The organism is Cellulomonas composti (assembly GCF_007990245.1).
Lineage (GTDB): Bacteria > Actinomycetota > Actinomycetes > Actinomycetales > Cellulomonadaceae > Cellulomonas > Cellulomonas composti.
The window spans coordinates 90,608-110,745 of sequence record NZ_BJWG01000010.1 but is presented as its reverse complement, the minus strand read 5'-3'; the positions used below and the strand labels follow the sequence as shown (position 1 = coordinate 110,745).

At 74.6% G+C, this 20,138-nt stretch carries 16 protein-coding genes; 10 read left to right on the top strand and 6 right to left on the bottom strand.

Annotation, left to right across the window (positions count from 1 at the left end; genetic code table 11):
• Positions 1 to 3 precede the first annotated feature (3 nt).
• Positions 4 to 411 (top strand): cytidine deaminase, encoded by a 408-nt coding sequence (locus tag CCO02nite_RS11595; protein ID WP_281284598.1) that lies wholly within the window; start codon positions 4 to 6, stop codon positions 409 to 411.
• Positions 412 to 420: 9 nt separating this feature from the next.
• Positions 421 to 1,713: a thymidine phosphorylase gene (locus tag CCO02nite_RS11590; protein WP_146843303.1), complete on the top strand. Its 1,293-nt coding sequence runs from the start codon at positions 421 to 423 to the stop codon at positions 1,711 to 1,713.
• 144 nt (positions 1,714 to 1,857) lie between these two features.
• On the opposite strand, the gene CCO02nite_RS11585 is transcribed toward CCO02nite_RS11590, so the two are convergent.
• Positions 1,858 to 3,687 carry an HNH endonuclease signature motif containing protein gene (locus CCO02nite_RS11585; RefSeq protein ID WP_146843302.1) on the bottom strand — a complete coding sequence of 610 codons (1,830 nt, stop codon included), beginning with the start codon at positions 3,685 to 3,687 and terminating at the stop codon, positions 1,858 to 1,860.
• Positions 3,688 to 4,589: 902 nt separating this feature from the next.
• Here CCO02nite_RS11585 and CCO02nite_RS11580 point away from each other — a divergent pair.
• From CCO02nite_RS11580 to CCO02nite_RS15760, 6 genes are all read left to right on the top strand, one after another.
• Positions 4,590 to 4,826 (top strand): hypothetical protein, encoded by a 237-nt coding sequence (locus CCO02nite_RS11580; RefSeq protein ID WP_146843301.1) that lies wholly within the window; start codon positions 4,590 to 4,592, stop codon positions 4,824 to 4,826.
• The gene (locus CCO02nite_RS11575; RefSeq protein WP_146843300.1) at positions 4,823 to 5,965 is read left to right on the top strand and encodes an adenosine deaminase; all 1,143 of its coding nucleotides are present in this window, start codon (positions 4,823 to 4,825) and stop codon (positions 5,963 to 5,965) included. Before CCO02nite_RS11580 ends, CCO02nite_RS11575 begins: the two co-directional genes overlap by 4 nt.
• Positions 5,962 to 6,642, top strand: a complete 681-nt coding sequence (deoC, locus tag CCO02nite_RS11570; protein WP_146843299.1) for a deoxyribose-phosphate aldolase — start codon at positions 5,962 to 5,964, stop codon at positions 6,640 to 6,642. The genes CCO02nite_RS11575 and deoC overlap by 4 nt, the downstream gene beginning before the upstream one ends.
• Positions 6,643 to 6,992: 350 nt before the next feature.
• Positions 6,993 to 7,364, top strand: coding sequence for an RNA polymerase sigma factor (locus CCO02nite_RS11565; RefSeq protein ID WP_146843298.1), 372 nt, complete (start codon positions 6,993 to 6,995; stop codon positions 7,362 to 7,364).
• Positions 7,361 to 8,335: a hypothetical protein gene (locus CCO02nite_RS11560; protein WP_146843297.1), complete on the top strand. Its 975-nt coding sequence runs from the start codon at positions 7,361 to 7,363 to the stop codon at positions 8,333 to 8,335. The genes CCO02nite_RS11565 and CCO02nite_RS11560 overlap by 4 nt, the downstream gene beginning before the upstream one ends.
• Before the next feature lie 155 nt (positions 8,336 to 8,490).
• Positions 8,491 to 9,003 (top strand): hypothetical protein, encoded by a 513-nt coding sequence (locus CCO02nite_RS15760; protein ID WP_186812684.1) that lies wholly within the window; start codon positions 8,491 to 8,493, stop codon positions 9,001 to 9,003.
• A gap of 159 nt (positions 9,004 to 9,162) precedes the next feature.
• Here CCO02nite_RS15760 and CCO02nite_RS11550 read toward each other — a convergent pair whose 3' ends face one another.
• Complete coding sequence (locus tag CCO02nite_RS11550; RefSeq protein ID WP_146843296.1) at positions 9,163 to 11,001, bottom strand: phospho-sugar mutase; 1,839 nt, start codon at positions 10,999 to 11,001, stop codon at positions 9,163 to 9,165.
• Between the two features lie 88 nt (positions 11,002 to 11,089).
• On the bottom strand, positions 11,090 to 11,920 hold the full coding sequence (locus CCO02nite_RS11545; protein WP_146843295.1) for a purine-nucleoside phosphorylase: 831 nt from the start codon (positions 11,918 to 11,920) through the stop codon (positions 11,090 to 11,092).
• Between the two features lie 61 nt (positions 11,921 to 11,981).
• On the opposite strand from CCO02nite_RS11545, the gene CCO02nite_RS11540 reads away from it, so the two are divergent.
• Positions 11,982 to 13,412 (top strand): NAD(P)H-quinone dehydrogenase, encoded by a 1,431-nt coding sequence (locus CCO02nite_RS11540; RefSeq protein WP_146843294.1) that lies wholly within the window; start codon positions 11,982 to 11,984, stop codon positions 13,410 to 13,412.
• 849 nt (positions 13,413 to 14,261) lie between these two features.
• On the opposite strand, the gene CCO02nite_RS11535 is transcribed toward CCO02nite_RS11540, so the two are convergent.
• Both CCO02nite_RS11535 and CCO02nite_RS11530 read right to left on the bottom strand, forming a co-directional pair.
• On the bottom strand, positions 14,262 to 14,987 hold the full coding sequence (locus tag CCO02nite_RS11535; protein ID WP_146843293.1) for a hypothetical protein: 726 nt from the start codon (positions 14,985 to 14,987) through the stop codon (positions 14,262 to 14,264).
• Between the two features lie 919 nt (positions 14,988 to 15,906).
• Positions 15,907 to 17,880, bottom strand: a complete 1,974-nt coding sequence (locus CCO02nite_RS11530) for an endonuclease/exonuclease/phosphatase family protein (RefSeq protein WP_146843292.1) — start codon at positions 17,878 to 17,880, stop codon at positions 15,907 to 15,909.
• 57 nt (positions 17,881 to 17,937) lie between these two features.
• Between CCO02nite_RS11530 and CCO02nite_RS11525 the strand changes: the two genes are divergently transcribed.
• A complete protein-coding gene (locus CCO02nite_RS11525; protein WP_146843291.1) occupies positions 17,938 to 18,729 on the top strand; it encodes a transglutaminase-like domain-containing protein in 792 nt (263 codons plus the stop codon).
• Between the two features lie 7 nt (positions 18,730 to 18,736).
• Here the strand turns inward: CCO02nite_RS11525 and efeB are convergent, their stop codons facing one another.
• Positions 18,737 to 20,128: an iron uptake transporter deferrochelatase/peroxidase subunit gene (efeB, locus tag CCO02nite_RS11520; RefSeq protein ID WP_371862507.1), complete on the bottom strand. Its 1,392-nt coding sequence runs from the start codon at positions 20,126 to 20,128 to the stop codon at positions 18,737 to 18,739.
• Positions 20,129 to 20,138: the final 10 nt, after the last annotated feature.

Genomic DNA, 20,138 nt, shown 5'->3' with positions numbered 1-20,138 from the left:
CGCGTGAGCGAGGACGTCCAGGTCGACTGGGACGCGCTGCGCGCCGTCGCCATCGAGGCGATGCGCAACGCCTACGTGCCGTACTCGAAGTTCCCGGTGGGCGCCGCCGCGCTCGTCGACGACGGCCGCGTCGTCTCCGGCTGCAACATCGAGAACGCGAGCTACGGCGTGACGTTGTGCGCCGAGTGCTCGCTGGTGTCCGCGCTCGTCATGTCGGGCGGAGGGCGACTCGTGGCCTTCACCTGCGTGGACGGGCACGGCACCGTGCTCATGCCGTGCGGACGCTGCCGCCAGCTCCTGTGGGAGCACGGCGGAGCGAACCTGGTGCTCGAGACCGTCAGCGGCCTGCGGTCCATGACCGAGGTGCTGCCGGACGCCTTCGGGCCCGACGACCTGACCGAACGAGCCTGAGGAGCGGACATGAGCGAGGCGTTCGACGCGGTCGACGTGATCGTCGCGAAGCGCGACGGCCACCGGCTGACCGACGGCCAGATCGACTGGGTCATCGACGCGTACACGCGCGGTGTCGTCGCCGACGAGCAGATGTCCGCGCTCAACATGGCGATCCTGCTCAACGGCATGGACCGTGCCGAGATCGCCCGCTGGACGGCGGCGATGATCGCGTCGGGGGAGCGCATGTCGTTCGCGCACCTCGGCCGACCCACGGCGGACAAGCACTCCACCGGCGGCGTCGGCGACAAGATCACGCTCCCGCTCGCACCGCTGGTCGCGGTGTTCGGCGTGGCCGTGCCGCAGCTGTCCGGCCGCGGCCTGGGCCACACCGGCGGCACGCTCGACAAGCTCGAGTCGATCCCCGGCTGGCGCGCCGCGCTGAGCAACGAGGAGATGATGCGTCAGCTCGCCGACGTCGGTGCCGTCATCTGCCAGGCCGGCTCGGGCCTGGCCCCCGCGGACCGCAAGCTCTACGCGCTGCGTGACGTCACCGGCACGGTCGAGGCGATCCCGCTGATCGCGAGCTCGATCATGAGCAAGAAGATCGCCGAGGGCACGGGTGCCCTTGTCCTCGACGTCAAGGTCGGCACCGGCGCGTTCATGAAGACCGAGGAACGCGCGCGCGAACTTGCCCGCACGATGGTCGAGCTGGGCGCCGACGCCGGCGTGACCACGGTCGCCCTGCTCACCGACATGTCCACGCCGCTCGGTCTGACGGCCGGCAACGCGCTCGAGGTGCGCGAGTCGGTCGAGGTCCTCGCGGGCGGTGGCCCCGCCGACGTCGTCGAGCTCACGCTCGCGCTGGCCCGCGAGATGCTCGACGCGGCCGGCCGCCCCGACGCCGACCCCGCCGCCGCACTCGCCGACGGCCGCGCGATGGACGCCTGGCGCCGCATGATCCAAGCCCAGGGCGGCGACGCCGACGCCCCGCTGCCGTGGGCCACCGAGACCGAGCAGGTCCTCGCCGAGCGTGACGGCGTCGTGTCGACGCTCGACGCGTACGCCGTCGGCATCGCCGCGTGGCGGCTGGGCGCCGGCCGCGCACGCAAGGAGGACCCGGTGCAGGCCGGCGCCGGTGTTCAGCTCCACGTCCGCCCCGGTGACACCGTGCGCGCCGGCCAGCCGATCCTCACGCTGCACACCGACACCCCCGACCGCTTCGCCCGCGCCCGCGACGCCCTCGTCGGCGGCATCGAGGTCGTCGACCCCACCACGCCCGTCACACCCCGCCCCCTGATCCTCGACCGCGTCACCCCCTGACCGCGTCACCCCCTGACCTCATCGCGCCTGACCTCATCGCGCCTGACCTCATCGCGACTGACCTCATCGCGACTGACCTCATCGCGACTGACCTCATCGCGACTGACCTCGTCGCACTCCGTTCGGCGCACTCCGGTCGGCGCACTAGAACGGCGGCGGCCCCACCGACTGCACGAAGCCCTGCCCCGGCGGCACCGCGTTCGGTCTGGTCCTCTCTGGACCGGTCCCTCGCCTGTCGGCCACAGGGACTCCTCGACTCTCGACCCCACCGCCCGCGCGGCTCGCCGAAGGGCGGGGCCGAGTTCGCTCGGCTCGCACACCGGAGCCGGGCGGGCCGGCCGAGGTGCGGGCTCGAGTGAGCTCGGCTCGTACACCGGGGCCGGGCGGGTCGACCGAGGGTCGCGATGTTGCGCGCCAGACCGGCGGGCCGGATCGAGCGCGCCCGACCCTCGGGCGGGATCGGCCGGGCTCGGACGGTGGACCGTTCTCGAGGGTGCCGTCGGGGTTGCGGAACGAGTAGCGGACGCGCTCGGGCAGGCCGGTGCCCTCGTCCCACGCGACGCCGTGACGTTCGACCCTCAGGTCCAGGCTGTGCACGCGCTGGTGGTGGAACACGCACAGCGCGACGCCGTTCTCGACGGAGGTCTCGCCCCCGTCTCGGTCCCACCACCGCACGTGGTGCACGTCGCACCAGTGGGCGAGCGCTCCGCATCCGTTCCAGGCGCAACCCCGGTCCCGAGCGTGCACCGCGCGCCGCTGGTGAGCGGTGTGCAGACGCTGCGCCCGGCCGACGTCGAGCGGCATCGACGCGGCATCCACCACCACACGCGTGACCGTGCAGTCGCACAGGATGCGCGCGGCCTCGGCGAGCGTCAGCGCGAGGCCGTCGGAGGTCACCGCTGGCGCGAATCCCTCCGGCGGCGCCGATCCACACTGCACCGCCCGCAGGGCCGCGAGCGTCTGCACGCTCATCAGCACCGACACGTGGGGTCGGTTCTCGGGCGCCGTGAGCCTCCCGCTCATCGAAGACAGATCCGACGCCCGCCGCGCGGGCTCGCCGTCATCGCCGTGCGCGAGCGCGCGTGCGTACTCTCCGCGCGGAGTGCGGTCGGAGCCGTCGGGCGTGAGACCGGTGCGGCGTGGAGCGAGGTCGGCGCTGTCGGGCGTGAGACCGGTGCCGTGGGGAGCGAGGTCGGCGCTGTCGGGCGTAAGGCCGGCGCCGTGGGGAGCGAGGTCGGCGGCGTGAGCAGTGGGGTCGGTCGCCGGGACCGGGTGCGGTTGGAGGCCCGGGCAGCGGTTCGTGTGGACCGCCAGCGCGTGCAGCGCGTCCGCTCGCGCCTGCTCGACGGTGCGGTCGGCGTCGGGGCGCTGGTCGGTGGCCTCGAGCGCGAGCGCGAGCTCGCGGCCGGCGAGCGGGTCGAGACGGCCCTTGAGCAGCGTCGCCTCCGCGGTGTGCGTCAGCGTGAGGAACCGTGACCGGTGGTGGGAGTCGCGGTCGGACTTCAGGCGCTCCGGGTCCACGCGGGCCGCGTACAGCTCCAGGTCCTTGGCGAACTGCGCACCCGTGGGGGCCTGGCTGGCGAGCCTGAGCACCTCGGCCCGACCCTCGTCGGACTGCATCGCCTCGACGACGGCCGCGGAGGCACGAGCCGCGAACCGGCCGAGCGCCGCCACGTGCGCGACGGGCACCTCCCGCGCGGCCACGGCCGCGGCGAGCTCCGGCATCGCGACCAGCGCTCGGGCGCCGGCGATCTCCTGGTCCGCCGCCCAGCGGGAGGCCCCGGTGCGTCGCGAGCGCGCATCCGCGAACGAACGGTCCGAGGCACGCATCCCCGCGCCGAGGTCCGCCTGCGCCGCGAGCAGGTGCGCCTTGACCGTGAGGAGCACGGCCGCGGCGGCGTCGACCTCGTCGAGCGTGGCGACCACCCGCTCGGCGGACCACGAGTCGCAGTTGCGGACGACGTCGAGCAGCATCGCGACGCCGACCCGCAGGTCTCCGCCCGGAGACGCGACCGTCGCAGCGAGGCGCCACGAATCCGCAGAAGAAGGCGCGCCACCGGCGTGGTGACCGCCACTTCTCGGCTCGCTCGACAACATGCGACAACTCTACGCGAATCGGACGCCAGGACAATGGGGGAATCGCATGGTGAGATATCCACAGGAATGGCCCTGGGGTCGGGTCGCGCAGCCCCCGTGCATTCCGGATGGACGCCGCGGGTTCGACGTCGATGCAGGTCAGATGCCGTCTGATCGTCGGAAGGACGGCGAGCTCGACGGCGGGATCCACCGCACCGAGGGTCTGGACGCCGTGCAGGCGATGCGTGCCGATGCGAGCCCCAGCGGTTCGCGCGCACAGGAGCGCGCCGCACTCTGCGCAATGTCGGAGGTGCGTGATAATGCCCGCGAGCGACCGTCGATGCATCGCGTCCGGCGCAATATCGGAGGTTCGTGATAAAGCACGAGAAACGCTCATTCACGCATCGGGGCGACGGACCCGTGCGACCGGGCGACGGCCCGCACGGGTCCGGTCCGCGGCACTTCGCTGGAGGCGTCAGGGCGGTGGGTGTGGCGAGCTCGCCGGGCGGGAGCGCCGGCGAGCGGCGCACAGCAGCTCCGACGAGCAGCGGCGCCGACGAGCAGCGGCGCACAGCAACGCCGACGAGCAGCAGCGCCGACGAGCAGCGACGCACAGCAGCGCCGACGAGCAGCGGGCTACGGACGACGCCGGGATGGGCCCAGCGGGTTCGTCGGAACCGTGGCGAAGGCGCGACCGGGACCTGTGGGAGGGTGCGGCGGACGGTTGATCAGAGGACGATGGGACCGGGTCGCCGCGGACGACGGGTCCGCCGGCGAGGCGCCGACGAAGGAGAACCGCCATGAGCACGCTCCCCGGCTCGGAGGCCTGGCGGGACGCGGGCCTCGAGCCCGTCGACCCCGACGCGCCGGTCCGTCTCACGGACGCCCGCGACGCCGCGGCCGCCGCATCGCCCGCCAACCCCGAGGACCACATCCCCGACCTCCCGCGCGCGGACCTCGAGGGACGCGCCGACGAGGCCGACGTCGTGGAGCAGGACACCGAGGTGCTCCTGGACGACGAGGACCGGGACGCATGAGCGAACCCCACGAGCAGGCGTCCGACGAAGAGTCGGACGACCGACGGGCCGACAGCGCCTTGCTCACATTGCTCCCCGGACTGCCGAAGGTCCTGCTGCACGACCACCTGGACGGTGGCCTGCGCCCGCAGACGATCGTGGAGCTCGCGGCGCAGGTCGGCCACGAGCTGCCGACCACCGACCCCGACGAGCTGGGCCGCTGGTTCGTCGAGGCCGCGAGCGCGGGATCGCTCGAGCGCTACCTGGAGACGTTCGCGCACACGGTCGCGGTGCTGCAGACCGCGGACGCGCTACGCCGCGTCGCCCGCGAGGCGGCCCTCGACCTCGCGGCGGACGGTGTCGTGTACGCCGAGGTCCGGTACGCGCCCGAGCAGCACCTCGCGGGCGGACTCACGCTGGACGAGGTCGTCGAGGCGGTGCGCGCGGGTCTCGACGAGGGTGCGGCGCAGGCGCACGACGACGGGAGGCCCATCCGCGTCGTCGCGCTGCTGTGCGCGATGCGTCAGGCCGACCACGGCGCGCAGATCGCGCGGCTCGCGGTCGAGCATCGGGATGCGGGTGTCGTCGGGTTCGACCTCGCCGGGCCGGAGGACGGGTTCCCCGCGACCGCGCACGCAGAGGCGTTCGAGGTGCTGCAGGACGCGCACCTGCCCGCGACGGTGCACGCGGGCGAGGCCGCCGGACCGGCCTCGATCGACGACGCCGTACGCGCCGGAGCACTGCGCCTCGGCCACGGTGCGCGACTGGCGGACGACATCGGCACCGACGAGCACGGCGACCGGCTCGGTCCGCTCGCACACTGGGTGCGCGACCGGCGCCTCGCACTGGAGTGCTGCCCGTCGTCCAACGTCCAGACGGGGGCCGCGGCCTCGATCGCCGACCATCCGGTGACCCGGCTCAAGCGCCTGGGCTTCGCGGTGACCGTCAACACCGACAACCGCCTGCAGTCGGGCACGTCGCTGGGCCGTGAGCTCGCGCTGCTCGTCGAGCATGCGCACTGGTCCCTCGCGGACCTCGAAGACGTCGCGGTCACCGCGGCACAGCACGCGTTCGTCCACCACGACGAGCGTGTCGCGCTCGTCGACACCGTGATCCGCCCCGCGTACGCCGCGGCGCGTGGAGGGAGGCACCGAGCATGACCCACGACCCGTTGGACGCGGCTGCGCTGGCGCAGTTCGTCGACCACACCCTGCTCAAGCCCGAGGCGACCCGGGCCGACGTCGAGGCGCTCGTCGAGGAGGCCGCGCAGCTCGGCGTCTACTCGATCTGCATCTCGCCGTCGTTCCTGCCCGTCGAGGTCCCGTCGACGCTCAAGGTCGCGACGGTGTGCGGGTTCCCGTCCGGCAAGCACCACTCGAGCGTGAAGGCGGCGGAGGCCGCGCAGGCGGTGCTCGACGGCGCCGACGAGGTCGACATGGTGATCGACGTCGGCGCCGCGAAGGAGGGCCGGTTCGACGACGTGCGCGCCGACATCGAGGCGGTCCGCGCCGCGACCCCCGCGCCCGTGGTGCTCAAGGTCATCATCGAGTCGGCGGCGCTGAGCGACCACGAGATCGTCGAGACGTGCCGTGCAGCCGCGGCGGCCGGTGCGGACTTCGTCAAGACGTCGACGGGGTTCCACCCGACCGGCGGCGCGACCGTGCATGCGGTTCGCGTCATGGCGGGGACGGTCGGGGGACGGCTCGGGATCAAGGCGTCGGGGGGCGTCCGTACCGCGGGCGACGCGCTCGCGATGATCGAGGCGGGTGCGACCCGGCTCGGCCTGTCGGGCACCGCGGCGGTGCTCGCGGGTCTGGAGGCGGAGTCCGACTACTGACCTGCACGTTCGCCGACGAGCAAGGCGACCGGCGCCGCCCGGCCGGCTGCCGGTCGGCTGTCGGCTGGCTGTCGGTGGGGTGTCGGCGAGGTCGTCGTCGGGGTTGCCGAGCGTGCGACGCGCACCTAGCGTGGCCGATCGCTCGCATCCGACGAACGACGGCCCGGAGGTCCGCGCGGCGTGGTGGACGATTTCGACGACGTGCTGGGCGCGGCCCGTGACGGGTCCGGCCCCGCGTTCGAGGCGCTCTACCGCGACCTGGTCCGCCCGGTTGCGGCGTACCTGCGAGCCCGCGGCACGCCCGACGTCGACGACCTGACGAACGAGGTCTTCCTCGCGGTGTTCCGGGTCTGGGGCGGTTCCGCGGCGACCAGACGAAGTTCCGCTCGTGGGTGTTCACGATCGCCCACCACCGTGCCGTCGACGAGTGGCGCCGCCGCTCGCGAGACCTCGCGGAGCCCGTCGAGGAGGTCGAGCCGCCGCCCGTGGGCAGCGCCGAGGACGACGCGCTCGACGCGCTCTCCGAGCGGCGGGTGCTCCAGGTGCTCGAAGCGCTGACCGCCGACCAGCGCGAGGTGCTCACGCTGCGCATCGTCGCCGACCTCACCATCGAGCAGGTCGCACAGGTGACGGACAAGAACGTCGGCGCGGTCAAGGCCCTGCAGCGCCGTGGCCTGGCCGCGGTCCGACGAGAGCTCGCGCGTCAGGGCGTACCCCTATGAGCCCCCGTGACGATGACCTGGATGTGCGCATCCCGGACGACCTGCTGCTCGCCGGAGAGACGGTCCCGGACGAGCCGGAGCTGACCTCCTTCGTCGCGGGTCTGCACGCGCTCTCGCGGTCCGCCGCGCCCGCACCGTCCGACGAGCTGCGCGCGATCTTCGCGGCCGGTGCGTCGTCGTCCGTGCGCACCCTGCGCGCAGTGCCTGCCACCGCACCCGCACCGGTCGTGGCGTCCGGGCCCGATGTGGCGCCCGGGTCCGATGTCGCGCCCGGGCCCGATGGCGTGCTCGAGGCCGGGGCCGGCGCCGGGACGTCGCGTCTCGCCGGCTCGTCGGGACGTGTCGTGCTGCTGCGCAGGGTCGGGGCGGTCGTCGGGATCACGGCCGTGACGGTCGGTGTCGCGTCGGGTGTTGCCGCGGCCACGGGTATCGCGCCGCCCGCGCTCCAGCGCCAGGCGGTGGTCGACCTCGTCAACGACGCGTGGCGCACCATCTCGGGTGACGGGCCCGTGATGCCTGTTCCCGCCGGGACATCGCCGACGCCCACGCCGTCGCCGTCCTCGAGCGAGCGCGCGGTGCCCGTCGTGCCGACCGTTCCCGACGATCGTTCCGGCAGTGACGGCAGCGGCGACGACCGCTGGAATGACGGTCGTGGCGACGACCGTTGGGACGACGGTCGTGGGGACGACCGTTGGGACGACGGTCGTGGCGACGACGGCCACGGAGACGGCCGCTGGCGCGACCGCGGTGGCGACGAGGGTGGCGGTCGCGACGACCGCGACGATCACCCCGACGGCGACGGTGGCGACGACGGCCGGGGGAACGACGGCGGCTCCGGTCGTGGTGACGACGGTCGTGGTGACGACGGTCGTGGAGACGGCGGCGGCGGCTCCGGCGGCGGTTCCGGCGACGGACGCGGCAGCGGCTGGGGCGGCGGAGGCGACGACGGCGGCGGCCGCACCGGCCCCTGACGCGTCGGTGCGTCGACACGTCTACGCAGGTCAGCGTCGATCTCGGTCCGAGCCGTACCCCTGGCGCGGACCGGCTCGATGACTCAGGGGAATGGAGCGGCCCGGCACCCCGACGAGGTGCGGACAACGGGACCGCGACGATCCTGGAGGTGGACGTGATCAACACGACCCTCGCAGCACTTCTCGCCAAGGTGGCCGCACTCGGGACCCCCGTGAAGGTGACCGGCGTGGCGTTGGCAGTCGGTCTCATCGGTGTGGTGCCCGCCGTGGCGCACCAGGACGGCGACCCCGGCGTCGGTCGTCCGTGGCCGTACGTCACGGCATCCGGAACGCCGACCACCGAGCCGACGACGGAGCCGACCACGGAGCCAACGACCGAGCCGACCACGGAGCCGACGACCGAGCCGACGACCGAGCCGACGACCGAGCCGACGCCGGAGCCGACGACGGAGCCGACGCCCGAGCCGACGACGGAGCCCACGCCCGAGCCGTCGCCGACCGACCCGACCCCGAGCCCGTCACCGTCAGACCCGTGCGACCCGGGTGACGGCCACGACCGCGACGGTCGCCACAAGGACCACCAGCACCACGGTCAGCCCGGGAACGACGGCCGACGCGACCGCGGTCACGGTCACGGCGGCGGCCACCACGGCGGTGGCCGGCCCTGACCTGACACCCGACCCCCTCCGACCCCTGGACCCGGTCGGCGGGTAACGGACCTCGGCGCGGCGGGCCTCCTCCGGGACCGCCGCGCCGAGGTGCGTCTGGTCGCAGGTGCGTCTGTTCGGAGGTGCGTCTGGTCGAGGGGCTCGAGCTGCGCCGGGGCGTCAGCCGATGCCGAGGGCCGAGCGCATGTCGGCGGCCACCTGGTCGAGCCGGTGCCGGGCGCGCTCGCGGGCGACACCCACCGCGGCGTCGTCGGCATCGGGTGCGACGGGCTCGATCACCTCGAGGTAGCACTTGACCTTGGGTTCGGTCCCCGACGGTCGGACGATGACGCGGGTGCGGTCGGCGGCGTCGAGCCGCAGTCCCTCGGTCGGGGGCAGTCCGTCGCGGTCCTCGTCGGACCCGTGCGCGAGATCGACGACCGAGGTGACGGGCGAGCCGCCGACGGTCGTCGGGGGAGCCTCGCGCAGTCGCTGCACGGTCGCGGGGATCTGCGCCAGGTCGTCGAACCGCGCGGACACCTGACCCGTGAGGTGCAGGCCGTGCGCGCGCGCGAGGTCGTCGAGCACGTCCATCGGCGTGCGCCCCTCGGCCTTGAGCCGGGCGGCCGCGGACGCGACGAGCAGCGCGGCTGACATGCCGTCCTTGTCGTGCACGTTCTGCGGGGCGACGCAGTACCCGAGCGCCTCCTCGTACGCGTACGCCAACCCGTCAACGCGCGAGAGCCACTTGAAACCGGTGAGGGTCTGGCGGTGCTGCACGCCCGCGGCCGCGGCGATGCGCGACAGCAGGCGCGAGGACACGATCGAGCTGGCGAACGTGGTCTCGGGGTCGATCGGGCCGGGTTCGGCGGCGATCCGCCGCGCGACGATCGCGCCGAGCAGCGACCCGGTCTCGTCGCCGTGCAGCATCCGCCAGCCCTCGGCGCCCGCGGTGTCGGGGCCGCGGTGCGTGCGTGCGCGCGGGTCGAGCACCGCGACGGCGCAGCGGTCGGCGTCCGGGTCGAGCGCGATGACGAGGTCGGCGCGCTGGTCGCTCGCGAGTCCGAGCGCGAGGTCGATCGCGCCCGGCTCCTCGGGGTTCGGGAACGCGACGGTCGGGAAGTCCGGGTCGGGTGCGCTCTGCTCGGGCACGACGAGCACGTCGGTGAAGCCCGCGGCGCGCAGCACCCGCTCGCCGAGCGCGCCGCCCACGCCGTGCAGCGGCGTGAGCACGATGCGCAGGTCGCCCGCCGCGGCGCCGATCGTCGGGTCGGCCAGCGTGAGGGTCGCGGCGACGTACTCGTCGACGATCTCGTCGCCCAGCACGGTCCAGCCGGACTCGGCGCGCGGCACGGAGGCGACCGAGTGCACGCGCGCGATCTCGGCGGCGATCGCCGAGTCGGCCGGCGGCACGATCTGCGAGCCCTGACCGGCGTCGGTCACGACGCGACCGCCGAGGTACACCTTGTACCCGTTGTCGCGCGGCGGGTTGTGCGACGCGGTGACCATGACGCCCGCGTCGGCGCCGAGGTGGCGCACCGCGAACGCCAGCACGGGCGTCGGCAGCGGGCTCGGGAGCACCATCACGTCGATGCCGACGGCCGTCATGACTGCCGCCGTGTCGTACGCGAAGTCGTGCGATCCGTGCCGTGCGTCGTACCCGACGACGACGCGCGGGGCGGGCAGGCCGTCGAGCTCGCCGAGCAGGTAGTCGGACAGCCCCGCGGCGGCGCGGATGACGACGGCACGGTTCATCCGGTGCGGTCCGCCCTCGACGCGGCCGCGCAGCCCGGCGGTGCCGAACTCGAGCGGCCCGCGGAACCGGTCCGCGAGCTCGGTACGGGCGGCCGCTGCGGCGCGGTCGAGGCCGTCCTCGGTCGGGTTCGTCGGGGCTCCCACCGTGTGTCGCTCCGCGGTGTCGATCAGGTCCCGCAGCTCGGCCGCGGTGCGCGGATCGGGATCGTCGTCGATCCACTGCTCGACGCGGGCGCGCAGATCGTCCCAAGCCTCGTTGCTCATGTCCCCAACGTAGTGATCCGTCGCGCGCCGCACGACCCCGGACGCAGGCCAGGGCATGGAGATCCGGCTCGTGCCGCGGTCGGCGGCGTCAGAGCCGGCGCACGACCTCCGCGAGCAGCGCGCTGATCCGCGGCCCCGCGGCGCGCCCCGCCTCGAGCACCTCCTCGTGCGAGAGCGCCTCGGTGCCGACGCCTGCGGCAAGGTTGGTGACCAGCGAGATGCCGAGCACCTCCATCCCCGCGTGCCGGGCTGCGATCGCCTCGAGCGTCGTCGACATCCCGACGAGGTCGCCGCCGATCCGCCCGGCCATCGCGACCTCCGCCGGCGTCTCGTAGTGCGGTCCGCGGAACTGCACGTACACGCCTTCGTCGAGCCCGGCGTCGACCTCGTGGGCGACCGCCCGCAGGCGCGCGGAGTACAGGTCCGTGAGGTCGACGAACGTCGCACCCTCGAGCGGTGACGTCGCGGTCAGGTTGATGTGGTCGCTGATGAGCACCGGCGTGCCCGGCGCCCAGGCGGGGTTGAGCCCGCCGCAGCCGTTGGTCAGCACCACGGTGCGGGCGCCCGTCGCCGCGGCCGTCCGCATCCCGTGCACGACGCGCCGGACCCCCCGGCCCTCGTACAGGTGCGTGCGCGAGCCGAGCACCAGAGCGTGCTTGTCGCCGTCCCCGATGCGCACCGAGCGGATCGTCCCGGAGTGCCCGACGACGGCCGCGGCGGAGAACCCCGGCACCGACGTCGCGGGCACCTCGGCCACCGTCTCGCCGAGCAGGTCGGCCGCGCCGCCCCACCCGGAGCCGAGCACGAGCGCCACGTCGTGGTGGGCCACACCGGTCGCCTCCGCGAGGTGCTCGGCGGCCGCGCGTGCGACGTCGAAGGGGTCGGTGGTCGGGTCGTCGAGGTCCAGGAGGTCGCTCATGCTCGCAGGCTAGTCCGACGCCCGGGCGGCCGCAGGGCTCGTCGGACGGCAGAATGCACCCGTGAGCACAGGCATCCTGGCGCCGGACCCGTCAGCCACCCGCGTCGTCGTCGTCGGGGGCGGTCCCGGCGGGTACGAGGCAGCCCTGGTGGCGCGCCGTCTTGGTGCGGACGTCACGGTCGTCGAGCAGCACGGCGTCGGCGGGGCCGCGGTGCTCACGGACGTCGTCCCCTCCAAGACGCTCATCGCGACCGCCGAGTGGATGACGATCGCGGACCGTGCATCCGAGCTCGGCATCCGGTCCGCGACGAGCGGCGGGGACACCCGCCACCACATCGACATCGCCGCGGTGAACACGCGGGTCAAGGCGCTCGCGGCCGCGCAGTCCGCGGACATCCGGGCGCGCCTCGAGCGCGAGGGCGTGCGCGTCGTGCAGGGCCGCGGGCGGCTCGACGGTCCGTCGGTCGTGGTCGTCGAGGCCCCCTCGGGCATCCCCGACGAGCGGCTCGACGCGGACGTCGTCCTGGTCGCCACGGGCGCCCGCCCGCGGGAGCTGGCGGAGGCCCGGCCCGACGGCGAGCGGATCTTCACGTGGATGCAGCTCTACGAGCTGACGGCGCTGCCCGAGCACCTCGTCGTCGTCGGGTCCGGTGTGACGGGTGCCGAGTTCGCGGGCGCGTACACGTCGCTCGGTGCGCGCGTGACGCTCGTGTCGTCGCGCGACCGCGTGCTGCCCGGTGAGGACGCCGACGCGGCCGCGCTGATCGAGGACGTCTTCCGTGCGCGCGGCATGAGCGTCCTGTCCCGCTCCCGAGCGGCCGGTGCGCGACGCACGGCCGACGGCGTCGTCGTCACGCTCGTCGACGGTCGTGAGGTCGAGGGGTCGCACGTGCTGTTCGCGGTCGGCTCGATTCCGACGACGCACGGCCTCGGGCTCGAGGACGCCGGCGTCCGGCTCACGCCGTCCGGGCACATCGAGGTCGACAAGGTCTCGCGCACCACGGCGCGCGGCGTGTACGCCGCCGGCGACGTGACCGGCGTGCTGCCGCTCGCGTCCGTCGCCGCGACGCAGGGCCGGATCGCGATGTCGCACGCGCTGGGCGACGCCGTGACGCCGCTGTCGCTGCGCGGCGTGTCCGCGAACATCTTCACCGCGCCCGAGATCGCCACGGTCGGCTACTCCGAGGCGCGCCTGCAGCAGGAGGGCGTGCGGTACGTCGTCTCGTCACTCCCGATCGCGCGCAACGCGCGCGCCAAGATGCTGGGTGTGCGCGAGGGGTTCGTGAAGATCTTCGCGCAGCAGGGCTCCGGCACGGTGCTCGGGGCGGTGCTCGTCGGACCGCGTGCGAGCGAGTCGGTGTTCCCGCTCACGCTCGCGATCGCCCACCGGATGACCGTCGACCAGGTCGCCGAGGCGAGCACGGTCTACCCGTCGATGTCCGGAACCATCGCCGAGGTGGCCCGCATGCTCCACCAACGCACCACCGACTAGCCCCGGCCTCCCGCCCTCGCCTCCGGCCGCGCCCCGCACTCCGCGACCCGCACTCCGCGACTCCGGCTCCCGGCGCACGCCCCCAACTCTCCCCGCGCGTCTGCGGACCGACCCAGCGTCCGCGGACACCTCGCGCGTCTGTGGACCGGCCTAGCGTCTGCGGACACCTCGCGCGTCTGCGGACGGTGCCGTCGCGGGGTCCGTCGATGCTCCAGCGGTCCGCAGTCGCGGAACCGCCCCAGCCGCGACGCGCCGACCCCAGCTGCGCCCTCACCCCGCACCATGCTCCCCGCGCCCCGGCTCCCCCCGCCCCCGGCTCCCCGCGCCCCGACCCCAGCCCCCGGCTCTCCCCGCGCGTCTGCGGACCGGCCCAGCGTCTGCGGACACCTCGCGCGTCTGCGGACCGGCCCAGCGTCTGCGGACACCTCACGCGTCTGCGGACGGTGCCGTCGCGGGGTCCGTCGATGCTCCAGCGGTCCGCAGTCGCGCAACCGCCCCAGCCGCGACGCGCCGACCCCAGCAGCGTCACCCCGCACCATGCTTCCCGCGCCCCAGCTCCCCCCGCCCCCGGCTCCCCGCGCCCCGACCCCAGCCCCCGGCTCTCCCCGCGCGTCTGCGGACACCTCACGCGTCTGCGGACGGCGCCGTCGCGGGGTCCGTCGACGCTCCGGGGGTCCGTAGTCGCGGAACCGTCCCAGTCGCGACGCGCCGACCCCAGCAGCGACCTCACCCCCGCACCTGTCGACGACGCTCCCCGGGAGCGGTCAGCGGCAGCGGCCGTCAGCGGCAGCGGCGGTCAGCGGCAGTGCTGGTGGGCGGGAGGAGCGGTCGGCGGGAGGGTGGGGTGGGTCAGAGTCGGGGGACGCCGGCCGCGGTGAGGTGGGCGAGGAATCGCTGGAGGTCCATCGCCTCTGCCCAGGTCCACCTGGTGACGAGCACGCCCGTCGCGCGCAGGCGGTCCTCGCGGCGCTTCTCTTCCCAGACTCGCTGCTCGACCGCGCGATAGTCGACGATGCCACCGACGCGGTACTTCATGCGCCCGTCGAACTCGCCCACCAGTCGCTGCTTCGACCACCAGAAGTCGACGAGACCGATCGGCCCGGTCGCGTCGTCGAACTGCTTCTGAAGCTCGGGCGGTGCGAGACCGAGCTCGTGCATCCGCGCCCGGCTCACCGACTCTCCCGCGGACGCCGCTCGCGGATCGGCGAAGGCGATCACCCGGCTCGCCTTGCGGACACCCGACGCGCCACGGAAGTCAGCGAGCCGCTCGAACAGCTCCTCCCGCGTGACGGTGCGCTTGCGCAGTGCCGCGTCCGCTGCCGCGACGCCGGCCACCCACGACCGATCACGGGCCAGTGCCAGCACCGTGTCGGCGAGCGAGGTGAGGCACCGGCCGTCACGCTCGACGACGTTCGGCGCCGTGGTGCTCGAGTGGACCCGCAACGAGGCCGTCGATGAGCCACCGCCACGCCAGGGCTCGACGACGTGCGCGACGGGGGCCGGTTCGACGCCACCGACCATCTGCGGAAGGACCGGCAGGTTCCACAGTGCGGCGGCCGACTCGTGCGAGAACACCGGCTCGCTCAGCCGTGCACCGGCGGCGGACCAGCAGGAGGTGCTGGTCTCCGAGATGGGCGTCCTTCCACACCGACGCTCGCACGTACGCGTCGGGGCGGACCCTCGTGAGCAGGCCTGCGCGCATGGCGCGTCGCACGTCCCGTGACCCGAGCCCCAGCCGCTGCAGCACCTGCGTCGACAGCACACCGTCGGGCACGGCGGCGAGCGCCGCGGCGAGAGCGGGATCGAGTGCGGCTCGCGAACTCATCCCCGCACCTTGACGCACTCGCGCGCGCCGCATCGTCGCCCATCCACAGCCCCCGAACTTCATCCACGGACCGCTCGCGCGACTGCGGACCCCCGGAGCATCGACGGACCCCGCGACGGCACCGTCCGCAGACGCGCGAGGTGTCCGCAGACGCCGGGCCGGTCCGCAGACGCGCGAGGTGTCCGCAGACGCTGGGCCGGTCCGCAGACGCGCGAGGTGTCCGCAGACGCTAGGCCGGTCCGCAGACGCGCGAGGTGTCCGCAGACGCGTGAGGTGTCCGCAGACGGGGGTGAGGGCGCAGCTGGGGTCGGCGCGTCGCGGCTGGGGCGGTTCCGCGACTGCGGACCGCTGGAACATCGACGGACCCCGCAACGGCACCGTCCGCAGACGCGCGAGGTGTCCGCAGACGCGCGAGGTGTCCGCAGACGCTGGGCCGGTCCGCAGACGCGCGGGGACGGCCGGGGGCGCGGGGAGCCGGGGCGCGCCGCCGGCCGCTCCTGCCGTCGACCGCTCCTGCCGCCGACGGTCCGTGCGTCTGCGGACAGTCGGCGCGGCTGCGGACAGCCGGAGCGGCGCCGGACCGTGCGCTGGCGCGGTCCGCGGGTGCTCGAGGTGTCCGTCGGTGGTGGGGCGGTCCGGGGGGCGGCGGGGGCGGGGGGAGACCGGGGGTTAGGGGAGGGTGAGGTGGGTGAGGACCGGGAGGTGGTCGGACGCCTGCACGCCGGTGACGACGTGCGCGTCGGTGAACGTGACCTGCTGGCCGAAGATCCAGTCGATCCGGTAGGCGGGCTCGTCGGCGGGTGACGTGAGCGCGTCCGGGTCGCCCACGGCGTCCACGGCGCTGACCCAGCCGGCGCCCTCGAGGAGCTGGATCTCGGGCCAGCCGGGTTCGGCGTTGAGGTCGCCGCCGAGCACCGACGGGCCGGTGACCGGCTCGTCGGCGAGCAGGGTCTCGAGCTGGTCGAGCCGCGTCGGGGTGTTCTCCTCACGGTGCTGCAGGTGCACGGACGTGACGCGCGCGGTGTCGCCGGACGCGGTCGTGATCGTCGCCGAGAGCGCGGAGCGGCTCTGTGGCCCGGCACCGTAGGGCAGCGGATGCACCGCGACCTCCGTGAGCCCGGACCGCGCGAGCACGGCGTTGCCGAACTGGTGGTCCGCGGCGGGCGCGAACTCGAACGTCATGTCGAGCCGGGCAGCGAGCCAGGTCGCCATGTCGGTGCCGCCGCCGAACACCCAGCCGCGCTCGACCTCCTGCAGCAGCACCACGTCCGGGTCGGCGGCCTCGATGGTCGCCGCGATCTCGTCGAGGTCCACGCCGACGCCCGGTGCGACGCCGTAGTGCAGGTTCCAGGTCATCACCGTGAGGTCGTCGCCGCGGGACGCGGCGGGGACGTCCGCGCCGGTCGCGCTCGTCGTGGACATCGCGAACCCGACGAGCGCGAGCACACCCACCGGCGCCAGCAGGAACCGTGTCGCGCGGACCCGGGCGGGCTGGCGGCCGTCGGGATCGGTCGCGCCCTCCGGGGGCGTGGGCGCACGGTGGTGCAGGCTCGTGATCGCGACCGTGAGCGCGGCGAGCACGGGCACGATCGCGTTGTCGACGGGCAGCGGGACGTCGTAGTCGAGCATGTAGAGCAGCAGCGGTCCGACGACGCCGAGCCCGACGAGTGCCGCGGCTCCGGCCGGCCGCCACCAGCCCAGCGGCGCGGGACGCCGCACGCTCAGCACGCCGACGAGCGCGATCCCGACGACGGCGACGAGCACGACGACGGCGACGAGCGCGGCGGGGCCGCTGACCCCGATCGCCACCGCGACCCCCGCCACGACGAGCACGGCCACGCAGACGCGGACGAGGCTGCTCCACCGGTCCGGCCGCACCAGCAACCAACCGCCGACGATCGCGCCCGCCGCGAGCGCGAGCCCGGCCCAGCCGAGCGCCACGCCGGACTGCGACGCGACGAACGCGGGGTTCGCGAGCATCATCGCGGCGAGCGCGAGGAACGGTCCGACGGCCCACAACCGCCGCGGCCGGCAGGTCGGCGGCGCGCCCGCGCCCCACGCAGGGTTCGCGACGCGCACGCTGATCAGGGGCGCGAGGGCGATCAGCGCCGCGACCAGCCAGCCCACCCATGACGAGCGCCACAGCGCGTCCCACGTGCCGAGCACGAGCTGCAGCCCGACGGACAGCGCGCACCCGAGCACGAGGCCGAGCGCGGCCTGCCGGGGCCCACCGGCCCGACCCGCGACGAATGCGACCGCGAGCACCAGAACGCCGACCACCCAGGCCACGGCGACGAGCCCGGTCCAGTACAACGCCTCACCGTCGAGCCCCTGCAGCACCAGGCGCAGGACGGCCGCCACGACGGCGCCGGCGAGCACCGTGCGCCCGCCGGGGTTGCCCGTGCGGGCACCGGTCGCGAGCACGAGCAGGGCGGCGACGAGGCCTGCACCCGCGTAGGTCGCGACGGCGGTGATGCCTGCGGTGACCACACCGGTGGCGAACGCATGGTCGAGCAGCGGCCCGCTCGCGCGGATCAGCTCGAGCGCCGCGACGGTCAGCGTGGCCACCAGCCACACCCTCGTCGGGGTCCCGTCGTCGGGCGGGCTCGTCGGGCGGCCGGGCTCCGGCGTGACTGGGCTCACGCGGGAAGGCTACGCGCCGGGGTGCCGGATCCGCCTGGGACCGCCACGATCGGCACCATGCAGCGCGACGTCTCCGCCCACCTGACCCTGACCGTCGAGTCGTCGGCGACCCTGGTGCTCGCCGTCGCGGTCGCCGCGGGGCACGCGCTCGACGAGGCGCTCGTCGTCACGCTGGACGGTGCGCCCGTGCAGCCGCGCGAGGTGCCCGACGAGCACGGCACGCGACTGCACGTGCTCGACGCCCGGCCCGGGGCGCTCGTCGTGGACTACCGGGCGCGGGTCGACGGCCGGGCCCAGCTGCCCGCCGCGGACGAGGCGGAGCGGCTGCGCTGTCTGCGGCCCAGCCGCTACTGCGAGTCGGACTCGCTGGGCCCGACCGCGCGCGCCGAGTTCCGGGGGCTGGCCGGGGTCGACCTGCTCACCGGCGTCTCGTCGTGGGTCGGGACGCGCCTCGCGTACGTGCCGGGCTCGAGCCTGCCGACCGACGGTGCGGTGCGTTCGCTGCTCGCGCGGCAGGGCGTGTGCCGGGACTTCGCGCACCTCGTCGTCGCGCTGCTGCGTGCGCTCGACGTGCCGGCGCGGCTCGTCGCGGTGTATGCGCCCGGACTGGACCCGATGGACTTCCACGCGGTCGCGGAGGCGTGGACGGACGGCGCCTGGCACGTGGTCGATGCGACGACGCTCGCGCCGCGTTCGTCGCTCGTGCGCATCGCGACCGGCCGTGACGCGTCGGACACCGCGTTCCTGTCGGTCTACGACGGTCGCGCGAGGCTCGAGGAGCTGGTCGTGGGCGCGGTCGTCGACGTCCTGCCCGACGACGACGTGCGCACCCTGGTCACGCTGACCTGACGCGGCGTCAGGCCGTGAAGAGCTTCTGTCCGACGAACGGGCTTGCGTCGGTCGTGATCGGCGTGCCGTCCCGCCCGACGACGAGGCTGCCGTCGGGGATCCCGGGCGGCACCGCGAACAGGCCCGAACCGGTGTGCTCGAGGTACTCCATGAGCCCGTCGTCGCGCGAGAGGGTGTTCTGCATCGGGACGTAGTGCGTGCGCGGGTCCTGGACGAACGCGAGGAAGAACAGCCCGGCGTCGAGGCGGCCGAGCGCGTCGTTCCCGTCGGTGAAGTTGTACCCGCGACGCAGCATCTGGACGCCCGCGTTCTGGTCCGGGTGGGCGAGGCGGACGTGGCTGTCGAGCGGGATGAGCGGCGCTCCGCCGCGACCCGCCACGTCGAAGTCGGGCTCGGTGAACTCGGCGCCGCCGGACAGCGGCGCGCCCTCGGCCTTGGTCCGCCCGACGAGGTTCTCCTGTTCGCGCAGCGACGTGCGGTCCCACGTCTCGATCCGCATCCGGATGCGCCGCGCGACGAGGTAGCTGCCGCCGACGAGCCACGCGGAGGCCGGGTCGTCGACCGCGGCCGACGCCGGGACCCAGACGTGCTCGTCGACCGCGGTGGCGTCCTCGGCCTTGATGTTCGCGGTGCCGTCCTTGAACCCGAACAGGTTGCGCGGCGTGCGCTGCGCGGTCGACGTCGAGGACGTGCGGCCGAACCCGAGCTGGGTCCAGCGGATCGTCGCGGCGCCGAACGCGGTGCGCGACAGGTTGCGGATCGCGTGGACGGCGACCTGCGGGTCGTCCGCGCACGCCTGCACGACGAGGTCGCCATCGCTGCGCGCGGGGTCGAGGTTGTCGGCCGGGAAGTGCGGCAGCTCGATCAGCCCCGCGGGGAGCCGGTCGGCGAGCCCGAACCGGTCGACGCCGGCCGCGGTGCGGAACAGCGTGCGGCCGAACCCGAACGTGATCGTCAGACCCGCGGGCGGCAGGTCGGCCGCCTCGCCGGTGTCGTCGGGTGGGGCGTCGTAGGGTCCGGACGCGGGGCCGTACGGGCCGGCCGACAGGCCCTGCGTGAGCCGGGCGGCCACGGTCGTCCAGCGCTGCAGCAGCGCGACGAGGTCGTCGCGGTCCTTGGCGGTGACGTCGAACGCCGCGAGGTAGAGCCGGTCCTGCGCCGGGGTGACGATCCCGGCCTGGTGGGCGCCGGTGAACGCGAACGTCCCGGCGGCGGAGCTCGTCGTCGGCGCGGTGGCCCGGCCGATCCCGTAGCCGGCACCGAGACCCACTGCGGTCCCGGCGACGGCCGCGGCCGCGACCCCGCCGAACAGGGCGCGCCGAGACACGCCGGCGGGCGGCCCCGGGTCCGGGGCCGCCTCGTCGGGCGGGGTGCTGCTGGGGTCCGTGGGGGCGGACACGCCGGACCTT

What these genes read in the sequence shown, in the direction of transcription:
- CCO02nite_RS11545 (WP_146843295.1), bottom strand. Translation starts at nt 11,920, where the DNA reads ATGAGCGACCTCCTGGACCTCGACGACCCGACCACCGACCCCTTCGAC.
- CCO02nite_RS11590 (WP_146843303.1), top strand. Translation starts at nt 421, where the DNA reads ATGAGCGAGGCGTTCGACGCGGTCGACGTGATCGTCGCGAAGCGCGAC.
- deoC (WP_146843299.1), top strand. Translation starts at nt 5,962, where the DNA reads ATGACCCACGACCCGTTGGACGCGGCTGCGCTGGCGCAGTTCGTCGAC.
- CCO02nite_RS11580 (WP_146843301.1), top strand. Translation starts at nt 4,590, where the DNA reads ATGAGCACGCTCCCCGGCTCGGAGGCCTGGCGGGACGCGGGCCTCGAG.
- CCO02nite_RS11550 (WP_146843296.1), bottom strand. Translation starts at nt 11,001, where the DNA reads ATGAGCAACGAGGCTTGGGACGATCTGCGCGCCCGCGTCGAGCAGTGG.
- CCO02nite_RS11560 (WP_146843297.1), top strand. Translation starts at nt 7,361, where the DNA reads ATGAGCCCCCGTGACGATGACCTGGATGTGCGCATCCCGGACGACCTG.
- CCO02nite_RS11525 (WP_146843291.1), top strand. Translation starts at nt 17,938, where the DNA reads ATGCAGCGCGACGTCTCCGCCCACCTGACCCTGACCGTCGAGTCGTCG.
- CCO02nite_RS11585 (WP_146843302.1), bottom strand. Translation starts at nt 3,687, where the DNA reads ATGCTGCTCGACGTCGTCCGCAACTGCGACTCGTGGTCCGCCGAGCGG.
- CCO02nite_RS11575 (WP_146843300.1), top strand. Translation starts at nt 4,823, where the DNA reads ATGAGCGAACCCCACGAGCAGGCGTCCGACGAAGAGTCGGACGACCGA.